The sequence below is a fragment of the Planctopirus limnophila DSM 3776 genome, assembly GCF_000092105.1.
Lineage (GTDB): Bacteria > Planctomycetota > Planctomycetia > Planctomycetales > Planctomycetaceae > Planctopirus > Planctopirus limnophila.
Genome location: NC_014148.1, coordinates 3,976,019 through 3,999,160 on the forward strand (window position 1 = coordinate 3,976,019; position 23,142 = coordinate 3,999,160).

General features: G+C 56.0%; 14 protein-coding genes and 2 pseudogenes. 1 reads left to right on the forward strand and 15 read right to left on the reverse strand.

Translation table 11 applies throughout. From position 1 onward, the window contains the following. Window positions 1-45 precede the first annotated feature (45 nt). The 14 genes and pseudogenes from PLIM_RS25070 to PLIM_RS23085 form a co-directional block, all read right to left on the reverse strand. A pseudogene (locus PLIM_RS25070) lies at window positions 46-201 on the reverse strand (DUF4339 domain-containing protein); the annotation flags it as partial. A 39-nt stretch (window positions 202-240) separates the two neighbouring features. Further along, entirely contained in the window at window positions 241-981 is a 741-nt protein-coding gene (locus PLIM_RS15780) for a hypothetical protein (protein ID WP_013111324.1), read from the reverse strand. 9 nt (window positions 982-990) lie between these two features. Continuing rightward, window positions 991-1,827 (reverse strand): DUF4339 domain-containing protein, encoded by an 837-nt coding sequence (locus PLIM_RS15785; RefSeq protein ID WP_013111325.1) that lies wholly within the window; start codon window positions 1,825-1,827, stop codon window positions 991-993. A gap of 601 nt (window positions 1,828-2,428) precedes the next feature. Further along, window positions 2,429-2,620 (reverse strand): transposase, encoded by a 192-nt coding sequence (locus PLIM_RS25075; protein ID WP_196349459.1) that lies wholly within the window; start codon window positions 2,618-2,620, stop codon window positions 2,429-2,431. Window positions 2,621-2,874: 254 nt separating this feature from the next. Further along, window positions 2,875-3,042, reverse strand: a complete 168-nt coding sequence (locus tag PLIM_RS23745) for a transposase (RefSeq protein ID WP_081440288.1) — start codon at window positions 3,040-3,042, stop codon at window positions 2,875-2,877. Between the two features lie 243 nt (window positions 3,043-3,285). Then, the gene (locus PLIM_RS15800; RefSeq protein WP_013111326.1) at window positions 3,286-5,406 is read right to left on the reverse strand and encodes a DEAD/DEAH box helicase; all 2,121 of its coding nucleotides are present in this window, start codon (window positions 5,404-5,406) and stop codon (window positions 3,286-3,288) included. Next, on the reverse strand, window positions 5,400-6,722 hold the full coding sequence (gene brxD, locus PLIM_RS15805; RefSeq protein WP_013111327.1) for a BREX system ATP-binding protein BrxD: 1,323 nt from the start codon (window positions 6,720-6,722) through the stop codon (window positions 5,400-5,402). The genes PLIM_RS15800 and brxD overlap by 7 nt, the downstream gene beginning before the upstream one ends. Further along, window positions 6,719-9,634 (reverse strand): BREX-6 system phosphatase PglZ, encoded by a 2,916-nt coding sequence (gene pglZ, locus PLIM_RS15810; protein ID WP_013111328.1) that lies wholly within the window; start codon window positions 9,632-9,634, stop codon window positions 6,719-6,721. The genes brxD and pglZ overlap by 4 nt, the downstream gene beginning before the upstream one ends. After that, window positions 9,631-13,908 carry a BREX-6 system adenine-specific DNA-methyltransferase PglX gene (gene pglX, locus PLIM_RS15815; protein ID WP_013111329.1) on the reverse strand — a complete coding sequence of 1,426 codons (4,278 nt, stop codon included), beginning with the start codon at window positions 13,906-13,908 and terminating at the stop codon, window positions 9,631-9,633. The genes pglZ and pglX overlap by 4 nt, the downstream gene beginning before the upstream one ends. Before the next feature lie 11 nt (window positions 13,909-13,919). Further along, the gene (gene brxC, locus PLIM_RS15820; RefSeq protein WP_013111330.1) at window positions 13,920-17,546 is read right to left on the reverse strand and encodes a BREX system P-loop protein BrxC; all 3,627 of its coding nucleotides are present in this window, start codon (window positions 17,544-17,546) and stop codon (window positions 13,920-13,922) included. A gap of 17 nt (window positions 17,547-17,563) precedes the next feature. Continuing rightward, entirely contained in the window at window positions 17,564-18,199 is a 636-nt protein-coding gene (locus PLIM_RS15825; RefSeq protein WP_013111331.1) for a DUF1788 domain-containing protein, read from the reverse strand. Then, the gene (locus PLIM_RS15830) at window positions 18,196-18,978 is read right to left on the reverse strand and encodes a BrxA family protein (RefSeq protein ID WP_013111332.1); all 783 of its coding nucleotides are present in this window, start codon (window positions 18,976-18,978) and stop codon (window positions 18,196-18,198) included. The genes PLIM_RS15825 and PLIM_RS15830 overlap by 4 nt, the downstream gene beginning before the upstream one ends. Further along, window positions 18,978-19,616, reverse strand: a complete 639-nt coding sequence (brxE, locus tag PLIM_RS15835) for a BREX-6 system BrxE protein (protein WP_013111333.1) — start codon at window positions 19,614-19,616, stop codon at window positions 18,978-18,980. The genes PLIM_RS15830 and brxE overlap by 1 nt, the downstream gene beginning before the upstream one ends. Before the next feature lie 98 nt (window positions 19,617-19,714). Continuing rightward, window positions 19,715-20,164, reverse strand: a pseudogene (locus tag PLIM_RS23085) (transposase); the annotation flags it as partial. A 28-nt stretch (window positions 20,165-20,192) separates the two neighbouring features. On the opposite strand from PLIM_RS23085, the gene PLIM_RS25085 reads away from it, so the two are divergent. After that, window positions 20,193-20,327: a hypothetical protein gene (locus tag PLIM_RS25085; protein WP_449300694.1), complete on the forward strand. Its 135-nt coding sequence runs from the start codon at window positions 20,193-20,195 to the stop codon at window positions 20,325-20,327. A gap of 759 nt (window positions 20,328-21,086) precedes the next feature. On the opposite strand, the gene PLIM_RS15845 is transcribed toward PLIM_RS25085, so the two are convergent. Next, entirely contained in the window at window positions 21,087-22,817 is a 1,731-nt protein-coding gene (locus PLIM_RS15845; protein ID WP_196349460.1) for a DNA polymerase, read from the reverse strand. Window positions 22,818-23,142 lie beyond the last annotated feature (325 nt).

A 23,142-nucleotide genomic window follows, 5' to 3' on the forward strand; every position in this document is an offset into this window, starting at 1 on the left:
GGCACTTCCCTTAGCGACGGAGTTATCTGCACAAAAATCTGGCCAATCGGATACCGGTTTCCAATCATCGCCGTTCTTTGGACAAATCAGATCCGTCGATTTGATTTTCCCTGCACGAATCAACGCATGAAGCTGTTCTGTTTCGAAAGGTCCCGCCCGTTTTTGCCCCCGACTGCAATACCATGGTCCAATTGTTGACATGTTTTCAACTCTATCGATATAGGAAAGATGTATGACTCATCATCTGGATTGATTGGCAACTGCTCTCCAGGGAATTTCCTGTCTTTTGGAGACCAACAGAACAGTCATCAAAGTCAGGAAGACCAGTTCAATAGATCCAATCAGTAGTGTTGACATGTCAATAAGAACTTCATAAGTCGGGGTTGGCTTAACTTCCACAACTTCCAGGTTTTGATATATCACGATTACAAGAATTATGAAAAACATGTAGAGGCTCCAGGAGCCGACATATGTAGCCAAGGCCATCCATACGGAGCGACGATCATAAGAATTTAGAAGGTAGCCCGTGATCAGCCAGCCCGCTGCAATGATCGAATTGAAGAATATCCCTACAAATGCCATCAAATTATCCCATTGGTAAACGACTGAATCCGGAGGTGATTTGGGATCGACCATGATTGTTATCACAACATTCACAAGCCAAAGAACAGGGTTTATTACCAAAGCATAAAATGCCAGAATGCGAACGATCTGTATGGGTGGCAACAGATGCCCAAGAGCGCTCTGATTCTCAGGTGGCACGTTGAATGAACGAGGTGTTTCGATGCAATGTGGGGCCAGCTGTGGCCATTGACCTGCAAGCCTCCATTCTTTGCCTCCCACCGGGCAGAAATGCTGGCAGGCCTGCAGCATTCCCGACCGTAAAGCGGCGGCAACATATCCAGTGCTATATGGACCAGTCACAGTCTGATCGACAGCAACCCACCATCGATCAGTCTCTTCAGGAGTACTCTGTGGCATGATGTCTCTTTATCGATTCCAGGGAGTGAATTCGACGCCGTAACGCTGAGAGAGTTCTGCTCGAACAAGAACTGAGCGATGGAGTGCATCACTCAGCTCCCGCTGAGCGTCCTTCGTTTTGGCGGCCATTTCCTGGGCTTTGCCAAAAGGATCTCCAGTAGCTCCTCGAATGAAAGCTTCCAGAACAATTGACGGATCGTTAGATTCCAGAAGGACAGCCAGGTACTTTCTAAGTGCTTGACTGAGGTTCAATGCACACTGAATTGCAGCAGGGTCGACATTGACCACCGCCTCCCTTTCAAGGACATCAATAAGCCCTCTCAGGTACTCCTCCTGATCACTCACATTCTTTGTCGGTGGAGCGTCATGAATCCAGCTGGCTAACTTTTCCCAGTAGTCATAAGTCGCTTGAGGCACGGGATCGTTAACGGCTTGTTGCTGAGAAGCATCCGTGTAGAAGCCAGATGATGACGTCGTCTCACTAAGATTTGTGTTAGATCCTGATGTAACTCCTGACACTGGCATAATGAGAGCCAGAAGACCGCACATCCCAATTAACAGAAGCCCCAAGACTCCAATGGCCGCGCAGCCTCCAACAAGCATTGAATTCCATTCAATGGTTTTTGGCGCGGATGAATGTAACTGTGGTAGGCGAGGAGGCTGGGGCGACGATGCTGACGCGGAAAATGAAAGTTCAGGCAGACTGCTGGCTGGTTGCCATTTCTGACCGTCCGCCGAAATACGGGTTTCCGGCCTCAACGCACCTTGTTGAGACAGCTGTTTTAGCTCCTGAAGCGTCATGGGCCCCAGAACGGCATTGTCCAGATGGACGAGCCATGTTTGCATCGTAAATACCCCTGGCAGAAAAAAGAGAGCGCCGAACCACGACCGCTCTCTCAACCCCCGCCAAGGGGCGTACAAAACAGTACATGGCCGACGCCCCCGTGCGGGGGCGCGGTCCAAGCACTGCTCTTGTACTCAAGGGCTTTACAGCCCAGGTTGGCGGTTTTGAGAGAAGCAGTTCTTGACGCTCGCGCGTCTTCACGATGTAACGAGGCCGCATTCACGCAACCTCGGGAACAGACAATTCACTCCGTAGAAACAGACTCGCACCGCCACACATGGCAGTTCTTCAAAGAAAATCTATCCAACTGTCAATCATCCTGCCAACGAAAATCTGTTCAGAATTTCAGAGAAACAACGTTGGGAAATAATAATCAGAGCAGCAACATTGAAGACGGTCAGTATCCCCGTGTCGTACCTTGACTCTTCATTTCGTTGTCAAAACAGAAGTAACACAGCAGATTTTAAGTGTTTACTGAGTAAGCAATTGTGGATGTGCTCATTATGGTAAGACATCACAACGAAGCCGTATGGACACTCAGAATGGATCAGTTAAGAGGGAAACGAGCCAGGGGAAGCCCGCGAAGTTCTCGGCTTTCTTATCTTAACGGGTGGCGATGCGGCGGAGGCGTTTCAGGGCCCCGAAGAACCTCTCGATCACGTTTCGATGCCGGTAGCGCTCCTCGACACAACGTTTCTTCACCTTCCGGTTCCCCTTCGGTTTGATACACGCCTGCGCCCACATCCGCTTTACACGCAGCCGGATCGCGTCGCTGTCGTAGGCCGCGTCTGCCAAGACATGATGCGCACAAAGACCTTCCAGCTGTTTCTCTCCCCCAAAGAATAGGGCAGATGGGCGTCACCCACCTGTTCCGGATTTTCCCCGGCCTGACGGCGCCCTGTCGTAGCGATGGGACGAGCTTTGACCGTCGTCGAATCGATCTGAACATCTTCCAGTTCTGGATCTTGCAGAGCCTCGGCAATTTTCTGCCATGTTCCTGTCAGGCACCAGCGGTTGTACCGCCTCCAAACCGAGTGATTTCAACCAAATCATTCGGGGAGATCTGTCCACGAAATCCCGGTTTTGAGTACAAAAATCACACCTTCGACAAAGAGTCGATTGTCGGCTGCAGTACGACCGGGATCACCGGCTTTGCCGGAACAGAGCGGTTCGAAGCGTTTCCAAAGCTCATCCGAAAGTGCATGTCGCTTGAGCATAATCCCTCTTCCTTGAGTGAACGGCCACTCTATAAAGCGGCACAATCCGCGCAAGACCGAAGTACATATGGTCTGAAAATCTATTTCAATGTGAATTGGCTGTGTGGGATAATTTTCGATCAAATACGCATAGCAAACGTGAATATAGTACACAGTGAGTATTTGCAGTTGGTGGGCGATGCGTTTCAATCCGAACAAGTCAATTACCGGGATCACGGAACTCAGTTGAGTCAAAAATTGCGGTCATAAAATCCTCCTGACCCAATCAGCCGTTTGATGTCGATCCAACAAATAATCGAACAGAACCTCTTGCTCGATACACGCCGGCATTAACGGTTGGAACTTGCTGAGGCGATAACCCGGCAGTGCAGCCCGGACTTCTTGCCAGACAGAATCATCGTTCCAGAAGTCGGTGGATGCCAGTTCTCGGATCACTGATTTGAAGGCTGTTTCAGTTATATCCGAGTCTCTAAATCTCACGGAGAAGTTGTCAGGTGTGATGGTCCATGTCGGCTGAAGCGCACCAATCGCATACCGAATCGTCGAATTGACCCTGCCTCCGGCAAATGTGTGCCAAATGACCTCATTCCCATCCTTATTGAAGTTGATTCCACCAACAATCGGCTCAACCAGGCACTCCATTCGGTTTCGTTCTTGAGTAACCAGATCAGCGGCTGGTGGCATAAGATATTGGTATTCGTCGTCGGCGGTGACTATCTCCAGGATCTTCTGACAAAGGTGGAACCCCAGAAATTGGGGTAGGTACCCACCCCATGTCGGCTGTCGTCCTCGCGGGGCTGGCTCGACAACGACCAGTCGATCTTTATGGACAACCTGAAATACCGCCCACGCACGCCCGCCCAGAAGGAAACAACTCACGCCATCAACCAGCCCATCAACGAAATCCTGAGTCAAGGTTCCGATGACCTGCCGGTTGACCGTTTCTACGTTGTACGATTGGGGACTCGAAAAGACTGCGTATAGCTCCATGAAGTTGCGGCGGCCAAATCGTCGCTCCGCCTGGGGTCCCAGGATCAGTCGGCCACTCATCAGAAGCAATGAGCCATCCTGTATCATCCACTCAATCAGCCGATCGAACTCCTTTCGGCTGATCCGCTGAAAGTCAGGCACGCCACAAAGGTGTTTCCAAGCCACGTCGGTAGGAATACCGTTTTCAGCCAGCGACATCGCCAGCAACTGATGAATGAGGACCGGCCAGCAACGCTGGTTCACCGGAACATCTTCAACCCAACCAGCCTTCGCCAGTTCGATCAGGGCGATGGCCTGCAATATTGAGTCCGTGCTCTCGCAAAAGAAGGTGGTGTTGGCCGCCTGTCCCTCCCTACGGCCAGTTCTCCCCATTCGTTGAAGGAACGACCCGACGGTCTCAGGTGCGTTGGCCTGCAAGACCTTATCGAGGTCACCAACGTCAATGCCGAGTTCCAGCGTTGACGTGCAGACAATGCATGCACCGGATCCGTGATGAAACTCCTGTTCTGCCAGGAGCCGTTCCTCTTTGGAGACAGCGCTGTGATGGACGAAGACGGTCGTTCCGGATCGTCGCATCGTTTCCGCCACAGCCTCGGTCGTGGCCCGGGACTGGCAGAAGAACAGGCTCTTGCAACCTCGGGCAACCTGCGCCGCCGCAACAGCAATCTGCGTCTGGTCGGCCTCATGGACGATCAGCAGCTGCCTTCGAGAGGGCCTCTTGGGCGGATCAACGACGACTCCCTCACGTTCCGATGTTCCCTTGAGCCATTCAAGAATCGCTGCTGGGTTGCCAACCGTCGCACTGAGTCCGGCTCTCTGAATGTCGTGGCGGGAAACTCGCCGAATGCGTTCAATCACGCTCATTAGGTGCGCGCCACGGTCAGTGCCCGCGATCGCGTGCACTTCGTCGATCACGATCATCCGCAGGTCACCGAAGAGAGCCCGCTCATCCACGCGCTGAGAAACCAGCATCACCTCCAATGATTCCGGAGTCGTCATCAGAAGTTCTGCCGGATCGTCCAGGAACTGTTTGCGGGCACTGGTCGTGGTATCCCCATGCCACACAAAACGTCGAAGTCCGACCATCTCGGTATAAAGCCCGAGACGGTCTTCCTGGTTGTTCAGTAACGCTTTGATCGGAGCGACGTAGATTGCTCCGACTCCGACCGGCTGTTGATCGACCAGATTCGACAGCGTCGGAAACATCGACGCCTCGGTCTTCCCCCCCGCAGTCGGGGCCAGAATCACTGCGTTTCTGCCGCTTAGTAGCGCTTCACCTGCCAGTTCCTGGACAGGCCGTAGGCTGGACCAGCCAAGTCGGGCAACGATGGCCTGCTGGAGTCGCGGAGCCAGTCTTGAAAAAACGCTTACCATGCGTCCTCCGTGGGTACCAGCTCATCGTCCTTAGACTCTCTATTGCCGTTGGTACCGGATAACACAGTCTGTTCCTCCGTACTCAATTCAGTTGGTTTGAAACCGTACTGTTCCGCTGGGCTGTAATCTTTGTTTTCTTCGACGAGATCCATCTGTGTGACGAACTCACGGAGAAACTGTCGAGGGACGATTCCGACATCTCCCTTGAAACCGGCTGTCACATTTGCCACAAGACGCTCAATAAATTCTTGGCTGACCGCAGACTCGAGCCGCGAACGATCCTGTCCCGGATAGATTTCTCGCAAGCGTAACGCGACCGCCTTCAGTCGCTCTGTATCGAACGGTTTTAATTCAAGTTGCGCCTGCCTGAGACTGGCGAATCCCCCACTGGAAATAAATCGAATTCGATCATGCAGAGGCGTCAGTCCTGCTACTCCATGCCGGGTGTCAAAGAACTCCGCAGTTCCAGTGAACAGCCACAGCAGTCCTGGATAAGAGCTTGCCGCATCGGCAATCTGCCGAATCCCATTCAATGACTTGTGACGTGAGTCCTTTCTCATGCGAAGAATCGTTTCCGCCTCGTCAATGACGATGACGAGCCCCTTGTAGCCGGCCGCTTTCACGATTTCCAGAACACCCCTTAGGTAGTGCAAGGCGTCGCGGCTACCGATATCACCTTTGACTTGAGCTACCTTCTTCGCGGAGGCCGCTACGTTTCCACTGCCGCACAGCCATGAGATCAGTGCTCCAGCGTCAACGACGTTTCCGTCCTGTTTAAGATCGAAGATTGTCTGAATTACGCGAATGAAGTCTTCCGGGGCGTTCCCGCCCGTCAACGAAACCAAGTCTTCGTTTAGTCGCTTCCGGACACGCTCATCGAAATCGTCAGCAGTGTCATCGACGCCGGCATTGACCAATGTTTCTTCGACCGCACCAATCCAGCGATCCAGAATGTCCCCCAATGCACCCCGCGGACAGGACGCTGTGCCCAGCTCGGTCATTACTTTTCGATACACATCGTCAAATCGATGAAAGTGCAAATCGTTGTCGGAGACGACGACGAAACTGGTTGCGAATCCACGTGCTTGAGCATCGAGCAATGCCAGGCGAGCCATGAAGGTCTTGCCGCAGCCATAGCCACCACGCAGGAACTTGATCGACCCTTCGTGGCTGCCAACCAGTTCCAGTTGGCGATGCAGTTCGTTTCGCTGTTTCTCAATCCCGACGGCGAACGTATCGATTCCACGCTCGGGAACAAGCCCTTTGCGCAATGACTCAAAAATATGTTCAACGTCGCGGCCAGTGATGGATGTCATAAGGTCGCTCCTTCCCGGACATATCGTTTCACTCCTGAAACACTGTCAATCCGGATTGTGAATGGCGCTCTTGCCGCGTGTTGTTCAAACTGGCGGGAGAATTTTCGGAACTCCCGGGTGCTGCCGAGCATCTCGGCGACTTCGGTTTCCGTCACTGTGCCATGTTGGGCCAGGTGCCGGAAGACTCGTTGAATTTCTGCACCAGGCAAATCGGCGAGCCAGACCTCAGACTGTGAAGGTGTTTCATCGGTGCGAGTGGACGTCGCGATGGCGATTCGTCTAACCACATCAAATCGCTCCTTCAGTGCGCAGGGTTCGACACTGGCTTCCCGGCTGGGGTGGTATAGTTCGACTGAGACGCGAGAATCCGTACCTCCCGCCAACCGGAAGAACAGTTCAAACTCTTCTCCCACGGTCGCGATGACGGTCCCGGAGGAAAGTCGGGCTCCTCCACGGATCTCACACAGTTCGACGCGTACATCAGGCGAATCAAGGACACGGAGTGCCAGGTCGAGTTCAAAGATGCTGGCAAAATCAAGACTACCTGAAGCGTGGGCCACACGGACGGCGAGGCAATGCATTCCGGCGACGGCTGGTTTGCGTGCTGCACTCAAATTGTACACAGTACTGTTACCACCCACTGCCACTCGGTGCGAGATCTTCAGCACTGGTATCACCCTTTCCTGAAAACTGTTTCCACCGTGGGCAAAACCCTTGCGCTGCTTACCAGTATCAAATACCGCCACGCTTTCAGGGAACATCAGGTGTAGATCATCGCAGTCATAGCCGAGGTCGCGCAGGGCAACCCGCACTTCGCCAGAATGATTGGCAGCCCGGTCCGCAATCACGTACCGACGATGGGGGTCGATTTTACGACCATATGATTGCGCCGTGTGCGAGTTTTCGTCCACCAACAGGAAACCATGATCGGCAGTGAAGACAAAGTGCCGAACGCCGGCCTCGCGCAGCAGATGCCAGGCCGAGCGAAGATCCTTGAGCACCGTTTCAAACACCGATGGTCCGAAACCCGCCTCGCCCGAATTGTCGATCTCTCGGCTGTGAACCATGACCAACCTGGCGCCAGCAATTTTTCTCCGCAACGTGATAGCTTCCAGGCGAAGAACTTCCTCAAGTTCGATGCGCGGACACGTCCGTCCGCCAGCCCGGTCATGCACGGCTCTGCGCCGTGTGTCCGGATCATGGACACGGAACTCACCCGTCGAGAATCCAGCAATGCGGCCATTGGAGATCTCTGGTTGAAGTTTGCTTCCTTTGGCGACCGGGGCAAGGACATTCATGCCGACTTCCGTAACTGTCGGCAATTCTGCAAGCCGCCAGTCCAGCTTTACGTCCGTCTTGGCGGTGTCTCCGATCGACTCCAGCAACTCCTGACCCATTTCGTACCGCAAGGCATCGACGACAAAGTACGCGGTGATTCCATCGCCGGCTGTCAGCGGCTTCACGGTCTCGTCGAACAGAGTGCGTTGTTGCAGGGACGAGTCAGGCAGAAATCCATGCGTCTTGCAGACGGCATTGAACCCCTGGCCCCAGCTGTTGGCCCAGTCACGCCAGACGATCTGCATCTGGTCCAGCACGGAGCGGACCTGCTCGAATTCCGGCATTTGGGATCGCAGCAGTTTCTGACGATCCTGTTCCAGGTGACGCTGGGCCTGGTCGACTTTCGCTCCAAGCTGCACGTATTCCTGAGCGGCGTTCGCGACACTGTCGGTCGCCTTGAGCGCGGGACCAGCCGTCTGAATGGCGACTCCCAGCCGTGCCGCACCCGCGACCAGTTGCCAGACGTTTCTCCGCAGCGCGTCGTCAACCAACCAGAATGAATTGGGATCACTGCGTCGGCTGGCCCAATCCTGGGCTGCGTCCCAGCGCCGGTCCTGCAGAGCCTGCAAGGACGCCTTAAGGATGGTCTCCTCTTCAAAATAGAATGTGTCGAATCGTCCCAGGTCGGTAGCTGCAATTTGACCCACGTCGTCGGTCAACCGGAGTTCTGTTTCCAGGGCCATCTGACGGTAGAACGATCGCTGGCGTTCGTTCCCGTTCTGCAGATGGACCACCAGTTCGTGGCAGGTGTCCCGCACGAGTTGCGGCAGACGGGGGACCGGTTCCAGCAGTGGGGAAAGAGGGGGCACCAGTAGGTCGTGAACATAACTGACGCAGGCGGCCCAACTGCAGATGGCATACGCGACGGCTTCCACGGAGGTCGGTTCCGCGCCGCTGGAGAAAGAGTTTTGCAGGCTCACGTCGAACCACGACTCTGGCATCCCGGTCAGCGACACGATCCGGTCCCGGATCGCCCTTGGGTCCCCATCAGAGATTGTCCCGGCGCGAAGATCGATCGTCGCGATCCGCTGGGCTAGCGACCGGTTCAGAAGCAGGTCGTCGACCAGTTCGTTTAGCGAGACGTTGCGTAACTGGCTGGCCAGACCTTCCGCGCCTGTTGACTGCAGATCGTGTAGCCACATGTCCGCCCCTGCCAGCGACAAATTGCCGCGCTGCAGGAACTCATCAATCTGATCGGGACGCACCTTGCCCGCGGCCGCATCGCGGACCAGCGTCTCCAGGGCCTTGCGATACCGCGCACCCGCCTTGTACAGCTCCAGCAGCGGGGTCGCTTTGACCAGTTCTTCGTTGAAGCCCGGCAAATGGATCACGGCCCGCGTCGCATCGACGCCCCCCATCACCTCTTCCAGCTCAAAGAGCATTTCAAGAAAGCTGCCGTTGAAGGTGTAGATATCGTACTTCAATTCTCCCTGTTTCCGCAGCGCGCGGAGCTGGTTCACGAGATCGACGTAGTGGCTGCCCGTGTCCAGCCAGAAGACGAGGTTGTGTTTCGTCACCCAGTCACGGACTTCGGCTTCCAGCAAACGAGAAACTGGCCCAAAGAGATCGCTCATGCCTCCACCTCCCCTGTGTTGGCATCAATCGCGTCGGCATCCTCCGTATCGAGATCTTCGGCGTCGGCACTCGCCGCTTCATCCTCGTCTTCCAGATCCACGTACAGATCTGGCGGACTCAACTTGCTCACCAGGGCGCAGCGGGACTTCACTCGATCCGGATGAGCCTGCTCAAACCTGGCACGGCACTCAGGTTCATCGGGAGCGAGCAAGCGAAACTCGACCTGCTGTTTTTCGGTCAGCCTCAACTCCAGTTCCCAGCACTCGTCCGGAACGATGGACCACAATATGGGTTCCAGAATTGTCAGTTCCGACTGCGGTTGCTTCTGCTTCCGTTTGCGACGCAGGACTTCCTTTTCAATCGCTGCCAGAGCTTCGGTCGGCTCCTTGTGCAGGTAATTGATACGGTGTTCAGAGTCGCCGCCGTCACCTCGATAGGAGGCTTCCTTGATCTCAAACTCCGGGCCGATTTCGTCCTGCAGACGCAGTTCCCAGGCCCAGGCTCGCGCGGGGTGATACTTCCAGAAACAGCCGTGGGCGACGCCGAGACTCGGGTCTTTTTGACACTTTTCATCCACACGGGTCGGCCAGTACCGCATGGCGAGATGCGACCAGTCGTAGTCCTTTTTCCCTTGGGCAGCGACCAGTTCCTTCCACCACTTCTTAGGGTCTTTCCACTGCGGATCGAGCAGCGGCCACAGGGCCGCGCTGTTGATCATCACGCCGTCGTCGAGGTCGGGAATGTAACGGGCGTCGACTTCCCGTTCCGGCTTCTTCGCATCGGGAGGCTCGGGGCCCCGTTCGGCGCATTCCTGGACGTGGTGAATGAACTCCGCCAGTTCGTCGCGCCAGGCTTTCACGTCGGCGTAGCGGTCTTCGGCCCCGCGGGCCTGTTTCCTGTCGGCACTGTTACGGGCGGCGGTGAGGTCGGTGATTTCGCCGTCGAGCCGTTTCAGGGCCGGTTCCAGATGATCGGCCAGCAGCACCCGTAGCGTCTGGTCGTTCCAGCGGTGGATTGTCACCCAGGCGACGAATGTTTTCTTGCCAGACGAAAGCGGCCAGTGAATCGGGCGGTTCTCGTACATCCCCTTGTGAACATCGGGGAAGAACTTTTCGCGGAGCCAGTCCCGCAGCGAACGCCGCTTGTCGATCTGCGGTCCGTATTCGCTCCAGTTGTCGTGAATGATCTGGGCGGCGTGATGACCGAGAGAGTCGCGGCGGTCGTCATCGCCCAAAGCCCCGTCGAGGAACAGGATGCCCGCTGGCAGTGCTTTGGAGAGGTCGTCTTTGGTCGGATCAAGAATTCCTTCGCCGCCTGCACCGAAGCGGCCGAGGGCGACGCCGAGGGCGAAGCTGAGATGATCGGTCGGCGGCTCGGGATCGAGTTCCTCAATATACTCCGGCAGCGGCGCTCCCTCGGGCCGATCCACCGCCAGCTGCGCCCACTCCTGAGCCTGCCGCCACGGCGACGGCCCCGGCCGTTTGAACTCGACGGACGGCTCGCGGTGAGATTCGTGGTTCGTGAATGCTGTCTCGACAAGACTGAAGACGTCGTCAGCATTCTCGATCGGAAATAGCGGTAAGCGATTGACATCTCCATTTGTAAAGTGAATCGTGGGGTTTAAGCTGGTCAATACTGATCGCGCCTTCGATGAATTGAACAAGGCCGTCGTATTCGCGATGTCTGCCCCGAAGACACTGCATCCTGTCGTGTCAAAGATTGACGGAACTCGAAAAGAGCGTCCTGTGAATGCTGAGCCAATAGTTGTAAACGCGACGCCTTTCCGAAAGTACAAATGCTGATTCTGTATGGTCCTCGAATAGCTTGAATAGATATAGTCGTTCAACACTTTGACCATGAGTCCATGGCGTGACCATTCGAGAGCAAACGAGACTGGTTCGATCCAAGCTTTACCAGCAGCCCCCATTACATAGGGTGCCCAATGGCAAGTCGGGTCCACACTTCGAGGATGGCGGATTCTGTTTACCGAGATTTCCCATGGCCGGCGGATAAACCATCCATTATTCGAAGTGCAAACGCCCTTCCGTGCGGGGCTATTGGCTCCCACCGTGCCAACTTCGCTGTATGCTTTTAAGAATGCCCTATCCCACCAGTAGACGAGGGGCCATTCGGGGACGACTTTCAGGGCGGCGGGGTCGAACGTGTGGCGGCCGACTTGGCAGAGCGTCGCCGCCCGCTTTCGTTTTGTCCGTTCGTTATCCCGCGACCGATCCTCACGCGGCGTCGGGCACTGAGCCACGCTCTCACTACGGTGCGGTGCCCGCGCGAAGCAGGCCGCCGCGACTGCCACGACTTCATCGAGGATTTCTTCAAACGCGCCCCGGTCGAAGTCTCCCAGTGCCCGCAAGTCATACGTCTGAAGCAAGTGCTGCCGCAGGTCGGAATACTGCTTGATGAACATCCAGTTCCGCATTGTCAGCATCGCCGAAACGCCGTGCTCGCGGACCAGTTGCAGGCCCCGCAGCAGGAACGCCGCGAACAGGTCCGCCTTGGCCAGCTTGTAGTGCGTGGCGACGTACTTCACGTCCGCCATCTTGGACGTTCCCTGATACGGCGGATTTGCGACGACCAGATCGTACGCTCCCTCCTTCACCAGCCGCACAAACCGCACTCCCGCCGCCAGTTGCTCCCCCGCCAGCCGCAGCCCCAGTTCCTCGCTGCTGGTATGCCGGCTGAGGAAGTTTTCGAGGGCGGAGAGGATGCCGGCTTCCGTGGCCGCGCGGTCGACGCCGCCCGATTGAATGACGATCTCAGAACCGAGTTCCGGACCAAACAGGACCCGATCGACTTTGTCCTTCATCCCGAGTGATTTCTCAAAGGAATGCATGGCTTCAGTAATCGCCTGATCAATCTTAAGCAGACTCCCCAGATGATCGGCCCCCTTGAGTGCGTCAACAATCTGCATCGTCAGCTTGCCCGGAATGCCAGTCTCCGCCTCGATCGCCCGCCGCAGTTCCACCAGCGAGGGATCGTTGTCCGCCAGCCGCGAGATCCCCAGGTTGGAAGCCACCAGATTGAGCTGCTTGATCTGGGCCGACGGAGCGACGAGCTGCGCCTTCAACCACAGCGCCGCCGCCGCAATCTGCACCGCCCGCGGATCGAGATCGATCCCATGCAGGTTGTGTTCGAGAATGCGTTCGACAATCGCCTGATCGGTCCACTGCTCCCCCGCCTGTTGTCCGCGATGCTTCGCTTCTTCTTTGTAGAGGGCAAACAGCAGGTCAAACGCAACGACGAGAAAGTGCCCGGACCCGACGGCCGGGTCGAGAATCTTCACGTCACGGAGGGACGGGGGAGCATGATCGACCGCATCTTCCGGAATCGGCTGGGGAACATAATACGCCCAGCGCCGCTCGGCGTCGGTTTCGAGTGGCATGAGGTCGGTGAGCGCGACTTCGCCGGCGTCGCGTTTCGCGCGCCACTCCGAGCGGCGTTGTTCGAGCCGGTCGAGCGTCCCATCGGCGACAACCCCGGGAGTCCAGCCATGCTTCTGACACATGGCGAGCCACATCGGCCCCAGGCTGTTCTGCAGCAGCCAGTCGACCATGTAGCGTTCGGTGAACATCTGCGTTTTTGAGGCAATCTCGTGTGGCTCAATTTTGCCGCCGCCGTTGATTTTGGCATCCAGCGCTTCCCGCTCGGGGTCGTTCCAGTACTGGTAGACCCAGCCGAGCGTCATGTCGTCAGTCCAGCAAGTCTCCAGTGCCTCATCATCGAGGGCTTCAACGACAGCCCGAATCGTGGGCGACGGAACCGGAATGAGATCGGCGACACCGGCGGAGCCGTATAATCCGGGGAGGTCGATGGCGAGGTCTTCAAAGATGAGCTGCAGCAGGAAGGGGTAGCCTTCGCCATCATCGGACTGGACCAGTGCCTGGGCGAGTTCGCGAAAGTCCTTGTACCCCTGGCTGTTCCAGCCCCCGGTAACAACTTTGGGCTTCCGCAACCCGACGGCTTCCAGGATCCGCAGGAGGACGAGCCGGTTGAGCAGCGTATAGGCGGCCTGCTTTTCCGCGTCGGAACGAAAGACCTCTTTCGTCCGTTTGACTTTGCCTGTTTGCGTGCGGACCTGCTCGGCGAGCCAGTCCTCCAGCCGTTGCCGTTTGATCTTCGTTTTGGTGTCGAGCTTAGGATTTTTGAGCGTAAATTTGTACTCGCGGTCAACCGCTTCATTCAGCTCGGTGAGCAGGCGTTCGCGCAGGGCGCGAATGGTTTTGGAGAGTTTCGTCTTGGCGTCGGGAGTCATCGTCATGGCCCGTGCTCCTACAACAACCGGATTCGCTGACCGCTCCGCAGTTGCTGCAGCAGGCGTTCGCGAATCTCTTCGACCAGGGCGTCGACGTCGGCTTCCGATTTGATTTCCCGGTTGTGCAACGAAAGATCGACCGGGACGATCATCGGCTTCGATCCTCCGCTGAGATACTCATCCAGCAGCCTGTTCGCCTGCTCCTCGGCGGCCTGCAGCCGGACGGTGAACGGATCCTTGAGATCCCGCAGCGCCGGGGCGATGGCCGCCGCGGTGGTGTCGCTACATGAGTTGTTGATGGGCCGAAGGACGTTGTGTCCTTTCTCTGAGGGGAGCGTACTGTAGCCATCCCGCATCCGGATACGGGCCCGCGCCTGTTCAGCCTGTTGCTCCTGCCATTCCAATAGACGAGTCCGTTCCTCGCGGTAGGCCTGACAGACCACATCGAGATCCGGTTGAATCGCCAGGGCATCCACCCACGGACGCGACGAAGCGAGTTGTTCGGCAATCCGCTCGGCGCATTCCTGGGCGGGGCCGGTCAGCGTACCGAGTTCGCGCAACTGGGCGGCCTGATTCGTGGCGACGTTGTGGGCATCGCGAAGCAGGCGCAGCGAGTCTTCGGTCAGTTCGGCCCCAAAGCGTTTAAGCAGCTTGACACCGTCGACCAGATCGTCGAGATGCTTCTTCACCCGCTTGAGGGTTTCCTTTGTGTTACGGATTTTGGAAAGGCACTGTTCCAGAGCAGAATTGAGTCGGGTGAGTTCCGTCGGGGTCTCCCGATTGCCGGGCACGCGGTCAAACCGCACCAGGACGTCGCGCAGATCGGACGCGAGCGGATGAAACTTCTTCTCCACGGCATCGGCGATCGCGTTGTCTTCACGATCGAGCGGCGTGCCGAGTTGCTCATCAAAGAACTTGCAGATCCGAGCCCGTGCCCGCACACCGATGTCGTCGTCTCCCACCGGGATGAACTGAGCCTTGCGAAAGGCGGTAGGCTTCTCGAAGACGTCTCGCACGCCGGCATCGCGAACCGCGGTGATTTCGTTCCCTTCGCCATCTTCGATTTTAATTTTGCTGCCACGCAGCAGCCCTATGACGCAGGCTTTAATGACTTCGGCCTGGTAGGCATAAGGCGGGCCAGCGAACTTCGAGAGGAGATGAGCACCGGTGGCACCGTCTTCGGATTCGATCAGTTCGCGAATGCGCGTGGGGATCAGGCCGCTGCAGGTGGGGACGTATTTGCCGGCATCGAGTTCCAGAATGCCGAGTTCATCCTTGAGAAACCGTGTCGACGGACCGCTGAGTTCCTGAATCAGCAACTGATCCAGTTCCGATGGCTGGAGGGTGATCGGATCAAATTCCTTGTACAGGATCGGCATGACTCGTTCAGCGACCTTCAGCAGTGCGCCGGCAAACTTGCTGCCGAAGTCGTCCGGCTTGTAAGTCTTGCCCCGGAAGTAGATGGTACCGGCCAGCCAGGCGGACTCCACAATGTCCTGGATGTCCGATTCCAGCGTTTCGGATTTGACCTCTTCCTGCTGCAGGAGCAGTTTTCGCTGCTCACTGAGGGAATCGCGGCGGGGAGCATATCGCTTGGCCATTCCTCGGGCGCGGGCCAACGCACGCGCCCGATCGGTCAGGTCGTTAGTGTCGCCGCACACCCAGATCAGGCGGTCGTGAAGATTCACTTCGTTGCTGCGTTCAATCCAAACCGATTCTGATCGTTCATCGGGCTGGGCGAAACGGAAGTCGACACAGACGACGGCTTCGTCCTTGGCACGCACCAGCTTGTCGTCATCCATGCCCTTGCCATCAGAGAAGAGAGCGGCCCAGGGAAATGGCCGTTTTTTGAAGGCGGGCTTTTCCGGTTTCTCCATCACCATCTGCAAGGCATCGCGAATGATTTCACTGATGACTTCACGGGAAGCGCGAATCTCACGTTTCTCGCGTTCCCACTCCTCACCAGCCGTCGATTGGATGCGGTAGCCCAGCTTTTCGGAGAAGGCAAGAAGGTTATCACGACGGAGTTCTTCGAGCGCTTCTGTGACTTCGTTGACCTGATTGCCGCGATCCATGCGATCGTACAGGCACTGGGCAACCAGCTTGGCGTCGGTCGGTCGGGTATCCTGAATCAGTTCGAGCAGAGCGACCGCCTTTGCAACGCGCTGCAGCATAGGAGCACGGTTGGCGGTTTCGTTCAGGATGCGGGCCATGCTGGCCTGCGTATCGGAATCGAGCGCGGTTTTTTGAATCTCGTAAATCGTGTCGAGTGTGATCAGGTTGCCAACGGGCAGATCGGCCAGATTCTGGTCACGAAACAGCTCACCCAACAGCTGCAACAGACCACGGATTGCCTGATCGTCTCCCTGGGCGCGAGCCGACCGGATGCGCATGGCACTGGTGATTTGCAGCAGCAAATCAATTTGGCCTGGGAGCAACGGGTAGACTTCAACGAACTCGTCAGCAGAGACGTCTTCACAGCCGAACGCAAAGAGCTTGAGATCCGGCCGATGTTTCTCGAATCGCTTGCGAAGGTCCTTCGCGCCCGCTTCGGTCTTCTGCAGCAACCGGCGATGGACGACGTCCCGGATGTTCGTGGCGGCAAGATGGACGCGGAGCTGCTGTGGAAAACGATCCTTGGCCCAGACGAGGAAAGCGTCGCCCGCGTCCTCATCGATCTTTTGCTGACCCAACGCAAGCAGCCAGACTTTGCCCTTCAACTGGCTACCGAGCTCAGATGCAAATGCCCTCAACTTGTCGACCCGCTGCTCGTGAGACAGCACGTACTGCGAGACTTCGTCCACGACGATAAACAAAGTGCCGTCGGGTTTGCGAAGCCGCATCATGTCACTGATGGCACAGACTGCTTCGGTGGGGGAGTCGGTCACCGTCGTCCCGGCCCGACTGTCGATCCAGCTCATCGGATTGGTGTAGCGGTCTTTGTCGAAGTGATGCAGGATTTCGGAGAAGACTTCGTCGGCAAACGGCTGGTCCTTTTCCTGTTCCCAGGGGTGACCGATCTGGTCAGACACCTCCAGGAACCGCGTCCATTCGCCAGCCTTTTCCAAACGCAGTTCGAAGTTGGCCACCAACGGCAGATTCGCACAGTATCCGAGTCGCTTTTGTACCTGACGCACACAGGCCGTGTGAATGTGTTCGTTGTCCCTGGCAAATCCACCGATATCGAACACCACGGCGAACGGTTCGGCGATCAGTTGCCGCAGCTTCTTCCAGGCGTCGCGAAACTCCTGTGCTCGATCAGACAGGTCACGCGCCAGTAGCGCTTCGGCCAGCGACTGGCCATTGGGCAGTTCAAGCCCATCCAGCGACAGCCCCAGCAGTTTGGCAAAACTGGATTTACCAGAGCCATAGAATCCGGAGATCCATGCTGCAGGCAGCGAGGGGCCGCCATTCTTTTCCATCTCGCGGGAAATGGCGTTCAGCAGCCTGACGTATTGCTCGTGAATTCCATCAGGCACTCGTTTGAAGTTGGGATGATCTTTGTTCCAACCACCAGTGATAATGTACTCCGAGACTTCGTCCTGAACCTTTCCAGGACTCTGCTCGTGAAAATACACCACCGGAGGAATGTCGCGAGTGACATCCTGGCGAAACAAGTGTCTGATTAAAGCGGGACTGCTCATGGACGGCCCATCTGCTGTTAGTAAATCCGTGGTCTGTAGTCGCTGTCTGGGTCAACAACTCCCATGAAAGAGAGTCCTTTTTCTCCACGCCGTTCTCCGGGGTATAGCAAAACGACAGGGACGTTCCGTGTTCTGCCATCCAGATGGCGCAGTAGGGCTGATGATCGAAAGAACGGATACAGTGCGCCGGCCCGACCAACGATGGCGACCGTTCGATCAATGGTCTCTGCGTTCTGATCGGCATAATCACAAATGATTCGACTGCAGTCGGCTGCGATGCCTTCCGGCCCCTCTATCAGCGGGGCAAGCCGTGTCTGAAGGTCCTGGATGCCACGCTCGATCGATTTTTGGGAAGTTCGTTTTTCGCGTTCGACTAACCGTTGAATGAAATCCTCACCCTGCGACCGAACGCGATCCAGGAGGAGCTTCTGCAGATTGATCGTCAGCACCATCCAACCTTCGGATACGAGTTCGGTGTTGAGCCGGCGAACTTCACGCCGAAGACGGAATTCGTCTTTGGGATCGTATTGAACAATCGCGAATCGATAGTTCCGCATCGTGCTGATGCGGGGGCCATCTTCCTGGATGAGGTCCGACCGCAGCGCATGAATCGCTTCCTGAAGCGGAGTTTGAGAGAAAAGATCGGCTGTCATGCTGTCTCCCGCAGTTGAGATTCCCCATGGAGGATCCTCGCCTCAGCCCACTCCGCGAGATCCTTGTATCGCCATGAGAACTCAAAGAGTTCTCCCTGTCTTCGGAGAGGGCAGTCGGGGAACGTTCTCGATCGTCGCTCAAGTTCCGGACCGGTCACGCCAACCGAAGCCAGATACGGGTTGTCAATCAGCGTGCCTTGAAACTGAATTTCACGCAGCAGATACAAAATGTAGCTTAGTGCTTCGTCGGTCACTCGCGGCGCCTGCCATTCACGTGGATCTCGGGTTCCCTTCAGGATGCCAGCTTCGCCTGCCGAAAAGAGCAGTTTTCTCGCAAACTGTATCCGTGTGGCGGTAGTCCAGCGCTGGGGAGCGGAATGATCGATCCAGCGAACAACAACATCTCTGGTCATTTCGGTTCGCCCGGCAGAATAGCGATCGACTAGGAAGCCGCCGGTGAATTCGCGGTAGAGCCGATCAGCCAACTGCAGGTGCCAATGACAGATCAAGCGGCGAGTGCTTGAGTCCATTGTCCCCCATCGATGCAGGATCGACATGGCAGGCGGGAACTGGTCAAATCGATGTCGGAAATCATTGATAAGCCGAGTGACACGTGGCAAACTCCTCGCCCCAAACCAGTACTCTTTAAATGCGATTTGGGTGATAGTGTCATCGGCGGCTTCGGCAACACGATGCCAGTAAGCGCGACAATGCTCAACCTCAAGCGAGCACTTGAGGAGTCGCGTGTGAAATGCCGTGGTCTCCGAAGGCCGAGGCATCAACTCGACCTCCGATAGTGTGGCAATGGATAGGAATCCGACAGCGGGTTGAATGCGGAAATCAAGTTGGAAACCGTCAGTTCAAGCGAATCCGGCTGTTTCCCTTTCAAACGGCGGCCCGCCGGAACATTCGTGAATTCAGCAGGATGGTGTCCTTCAAGCCACTCCACAAATTGCTCTGGATTCCAACTTTCGGAAACGATTTCCTTCAATCCAGGGAGAGCGATCGTCGGAGTGACCTGACGGCGTTTGAGGTCGGCAAGTCGATCATCGACACGCTCATCTACATCAAATCCCAAATAAAAAAGTGAGATAATTTCTTCGGCGTCGTGAGCGTGCCCACGCAGATCGGCGTCTCTCCTCCGTGCTGCTTCGCGCACACTTTGAAAGATGGCCCACTCCCAAGTATGTGGTAGCAAGCGACGAAAAAGATCTTCCCCACCAAACTCACTCTGGAGGTCAGTACGCCACCAGTCAAGCCGGGATTCTTCCCCGCCTTCTCCTGCCCAAGCGATGGCGAACTGGGCAGTGAGCAAATAGTCGAGAACGGACAACGGAATCTGTGTCCGAGCTGATGTGTCAATCGTGGCGGCTCCTTTGCCTGAGTCCTGTTCATAAACGGTTCGGAGATTTCTCAATCGACCACTCGGTCAACTCAAGCAACGCTTCCAAATCGTTTCCCGTGTAGAGACGATAATTGTTCATTGAGTGGCGATACAAGCGACCATGATGAATTTCAAACAATGACGGGTTGTGGTTGCCAGGGTTTCCGGTCGCGGAGGATGGCATTGAGGGTGGTGATCAGCTTGTGCATGCAGGCCACCAGGGCCACTTTGAAGGCCTTCCCCGCGTTTCTTAATTTCTGGTAATAGCCGCGAATCACGGCGTTATGCCGGGTGGCGGCCAATGTGGCCATGTACAGAGCTGTGCGGACATTTTTTCGTCCGCCACGGATCATCCGCTGGCCACGACATTCACCACTGTCGCAGTTCATGGGAGCCACTTCCACAAGAGCTGCGATTTCTTCCCGCGAGCACTCGCCCAGTTCCGGTCAATCAAGCACCAGAACGCGGGCTGTCTGCGGGCCAATCCCGGGAACACTTTTGAGCAGCTCGACTTTTTCCTGTCAGGCAGGAGTCTGTCGAATCTGCGTGTCAATCTCATAATGGAGTTGCTGGAGACGGCTGCACCTGGTTGTTGAAACCAAAGGTACTCTGTATGTCGACGAACTCCGCGATAAAGAGGGAGCCAAAATCGATTGCGGCAAAGCCCATTTCGAGGCGATCGCAGTGGAATCAAACCCGGCGAAGTTCATGCAGGCGAAGACAGTCGGTGATCTGTTCAATTGATTGTCCAGATGCCAGGCGAAGTCGTCAGTTGCTGTTGTTACGCTTGTTTCAGTGTTTCAGAAAGAGGTATGTACTGGCTCTTGGAGGCTCATCCATCAGACAGCGACTAACAATTCTATTTTCCTGATATAGTGTTTAATTATGTGTAACAACCGTAACAAGCATCTCCAAAGAAGTTCTAAGCAGTGCAATAGACAGCACTTACAGTGTTACCTGTGTTCTGCCCCACATTGGTAACTGATTGTCAACGGTTGCAACAAACGATCGTTAAAAACCAGATTTTGTGCTCGTATCCCTCGATTTGATGACCTGTCAGTGCTCAAGCTGTTCATCAGCTTCCGTAACCCTGTTCACAACATTCGAGATACAGCCGTCGTTATCGAATGCAACAGCCGTCGTTATCGAATGCAGAGGAGACGGGCTAATCAGCTCGTAAATGATCCGGGCCTGTCTACGCTCCATGATCAATGCGATGGACAGCTCTCTCCACGCTCGTTCTTGAACGACTGTGCAACGGTTGTTTCCATCGGGTGAGCACCTGACAGCAGTTCAAGAGCAGGCTCGATTTCGTTCTCACTTGATCGACGATTTCGATTTTTCCGAAATCAGAGCCCTGCGAAAAACTCAACGGCCATACTTCCCTCAACCTCAAAACCACCTTCGACTCTTCGAGCGGGAATGGGTCTCTGGCGAAAGCACTCCGGCGTCTCATTGAGAGACACCGGAGCATAACGCCAACAACCTTTGCTCCCTGGCTGACTATTGGGAAGGTGTTTCAATCCACTGCTGCAAAGCCCCCCAGTTCTGTCCGGTTTCAATCACCACTTGAAGCGGAACGGGCATAGGATTTGAGAATCCGGTCATGGCGGCTCTTATGCCGCGGGCGACCGCGTCCAATTGGTGCGTCAGACAGTCTACCAGCACGCCGTCGTGCATCGGCAGTAGGATGCGGGCACCGGGAGGAAGCCTCTGATCCATCGCAATCAGCGCTTGCTTGAAGAGTTCAGCAGCGTGGGCCTGAATGAGGTTGTTCACTGCTTGGCGTTGGCGATTCAAGTCGTCCTGGCCTTCCGTGAGGTCTATGACTCGCCCCAACGGAGTCGTGACAAACCCGCTACTGAGAGCCTCCGCTGCCACGGATTGTCGCCAGGTCATCAGCCGGGGGAACAGCCGCTGGATGGCTTCCGCGACAGAGGTCTTGCCGTCAGATGCTGTGCCATCATCAATGAAATCGTAGAGTGCTTGGATCGAGTCCCCTTTAATTATAGGCCGAGCGGAACTGACATCATGCTTCAAGTCATCGAATTGGCTGACAAGGAATGCATAGAGATCAAAATCAGGACTTCCAAAATCAGTGAGCAACTGCGAATCCTGGCTCAGCGCTGCTGCCACACGCCATTCGAACGCCCGGTAATCTGCGGAGATAAGAGTCCGGCCTTCGCCTACAACGACGGCTGGACGTAGACGTAGGGGAATCGACTGGCACGAATACTGTGAAGCCGTAATTCGACCTGTCCGGGATCTGTTTTGCGAAAGGCGCGTACGGAGGCGTCCTCCAGTCGGGGCGGCGCTAAGCCGCATTCTCTTCAGTTCAGGCAAATCATTGGTAGATGAAGGATTCCACCTTTCATCGAGCAGCAGTCCATGCTGCTCAATCTTTCGAAGGATCGGGTTCATCGCTGCATCGAGTCGTGCGGACGCCGTAAGCTCTCGTCCCGTATGCTGGATGACCTGGAGGGGGTTCATGCCCGGGGGACGCGAAATCGCACTGGCGATCGGAAGACGTGATACGTCCCTCGCGGGGGGGATGATGATCGTCCCAGCAGACTGTGAAAGAAGCCCGGCATCCGCTCTCGCCTGCCTCAAGGCGTGTTCAACTTCCTCAGGTCGGCATTCCCCGAAATCTTTACGGCCATCTGGTGGCAGGCAGCGCAAGACCCGTTTCGAAACTGCTCGTAAGCTGAGTTGTCTCTGCAATCGCCCAATCAATTCCATGGCGTCGGTTTCAGCATCTCTATCCAACGCCACCAGGACGGCGGACGCTTTTGAGGCCAGATCCACCAGGAGGTCGAGCTGGGTCTGGCTGGCCGACTTTCCCAGAAGGGCAACTGCATTCCGACCAATCCGCCAGGCATCGGTCACACCCTCCACGACAACGATCTCCGAGCGATCAGTAACTCCCGGCATGCCATACAAGTGTAACGACTTCCGGAATCCCGTCGCCGTGAGATACTTCGGCTGATCACTCTGCTCAATTGCGCGCGCCTGCCACCCGACAAGATTTAAGGTTTCGATCTGGTAGAAGGGAATAATCAGCCGACGGACAATTCTGGGCTGTGAGGAATCGGACTCATCTACGTACCCCACATTCCAGTCGCGTGCGAGCTGTTCGGGGTCGAAGTTTCGTGAGGTAAGATAGTTTCGCGCATCATGATTCGAGGTCGAGTCAGTCAGAGACAGGAACTCGGGCGGCAGTACTATCGGTACCACTGCGTCGCCCGGGGTTAATACCGTCGTGGTGGGCAGCCAGAGATCCCCGGCGCAAGATCGTTGAGCCTCTCGCCAAACAGAACTGATTCTCAAATTGAATCGAGTTGCGAGTACTCCATTTGTATGGCAGCTTTCGTTAAAACAGTGCCAGCGGTGGGATCTCGACTGGTCAGTCGGGTAGTAAGTCTCCGATACACGCATGCGACTTCTTTGGTCACGACAGAACGGGCAATTCAGCACGAATTCTTCGCCAAAGCCTGTGATAACCTCACGCCCTTGCTGCGGATCGAAACGTACAGTTCTTCTCTGACCCGGATTCGCGATG

Coding starts and splice junctions, on each gene's coding strand:
- brxD (WP_013111327.1), bottom strand. CDS start 6,722: ATGACATCCATCACTGGCCGCGACGTTGAACATATTTTTGAGTCATTG.
- PLIM_RS23745 (WP_081440288.1), bottom strand. CDS start 3,042: ATGCTCAAGCGACATGCACTTTCGGATGAGCTTTGGAAACGCTTCGAA.
- PLIM_RS15825 (WP_013111331.1), bottom strand. CDS start 18,199: ATGACAGCCGATCTTTTCTCTCAAACTCCGCTTCAGGAAGCGATTCAT.
- brxC (WP_013111330.1), bottom strand. CDS start 17,546: ATGAGCAGTCCCGCTTTAATCAGACACTTGTTTCGCCAGGATGTCACT.
- PLIM_RS15800 (WP_013111326.1), bottom strand. CDS start 5,406: ATGGTAAGCGTTTTTTCAAGACTGGCTCCGCGACTCCAGCAGGCCATC.
- pglX (WP_013111329.1), bottom strand. CDS start 13,908: ATGACGATGACTCCCGACGCCAAGACGAAACTCTCCAAAACCATTCGC.
- PLIM_RS15780 (WP_013111324.1), bottom strand. CDS start 981: ATGCCACAGAGTACTCCTGAAGAGACTGATCGATGGTGGGTTGCTGTC.
- PLIM_RS15830 (WP_013111332.1), bottom strand. CDS start 18,978: ATGCCTCGGCCTTCGGAGACCACGGCATTTCACACGCGACTCCTCAAG.
- PLIM_RS15785 (WP_013111325.1), bottom strand. CDS start 1,827: ATGCAAACATGGCTCGTCCATCTGGACAATGCCGTTCTGGGGCCCATG.
- pglZ (WP_013111328.1), bottom strand. CDS start 9,634: ATGAGCGATCTCTTTGGGCCAGTTTCTCGTTTGCTGGAAGCCGAAGTC.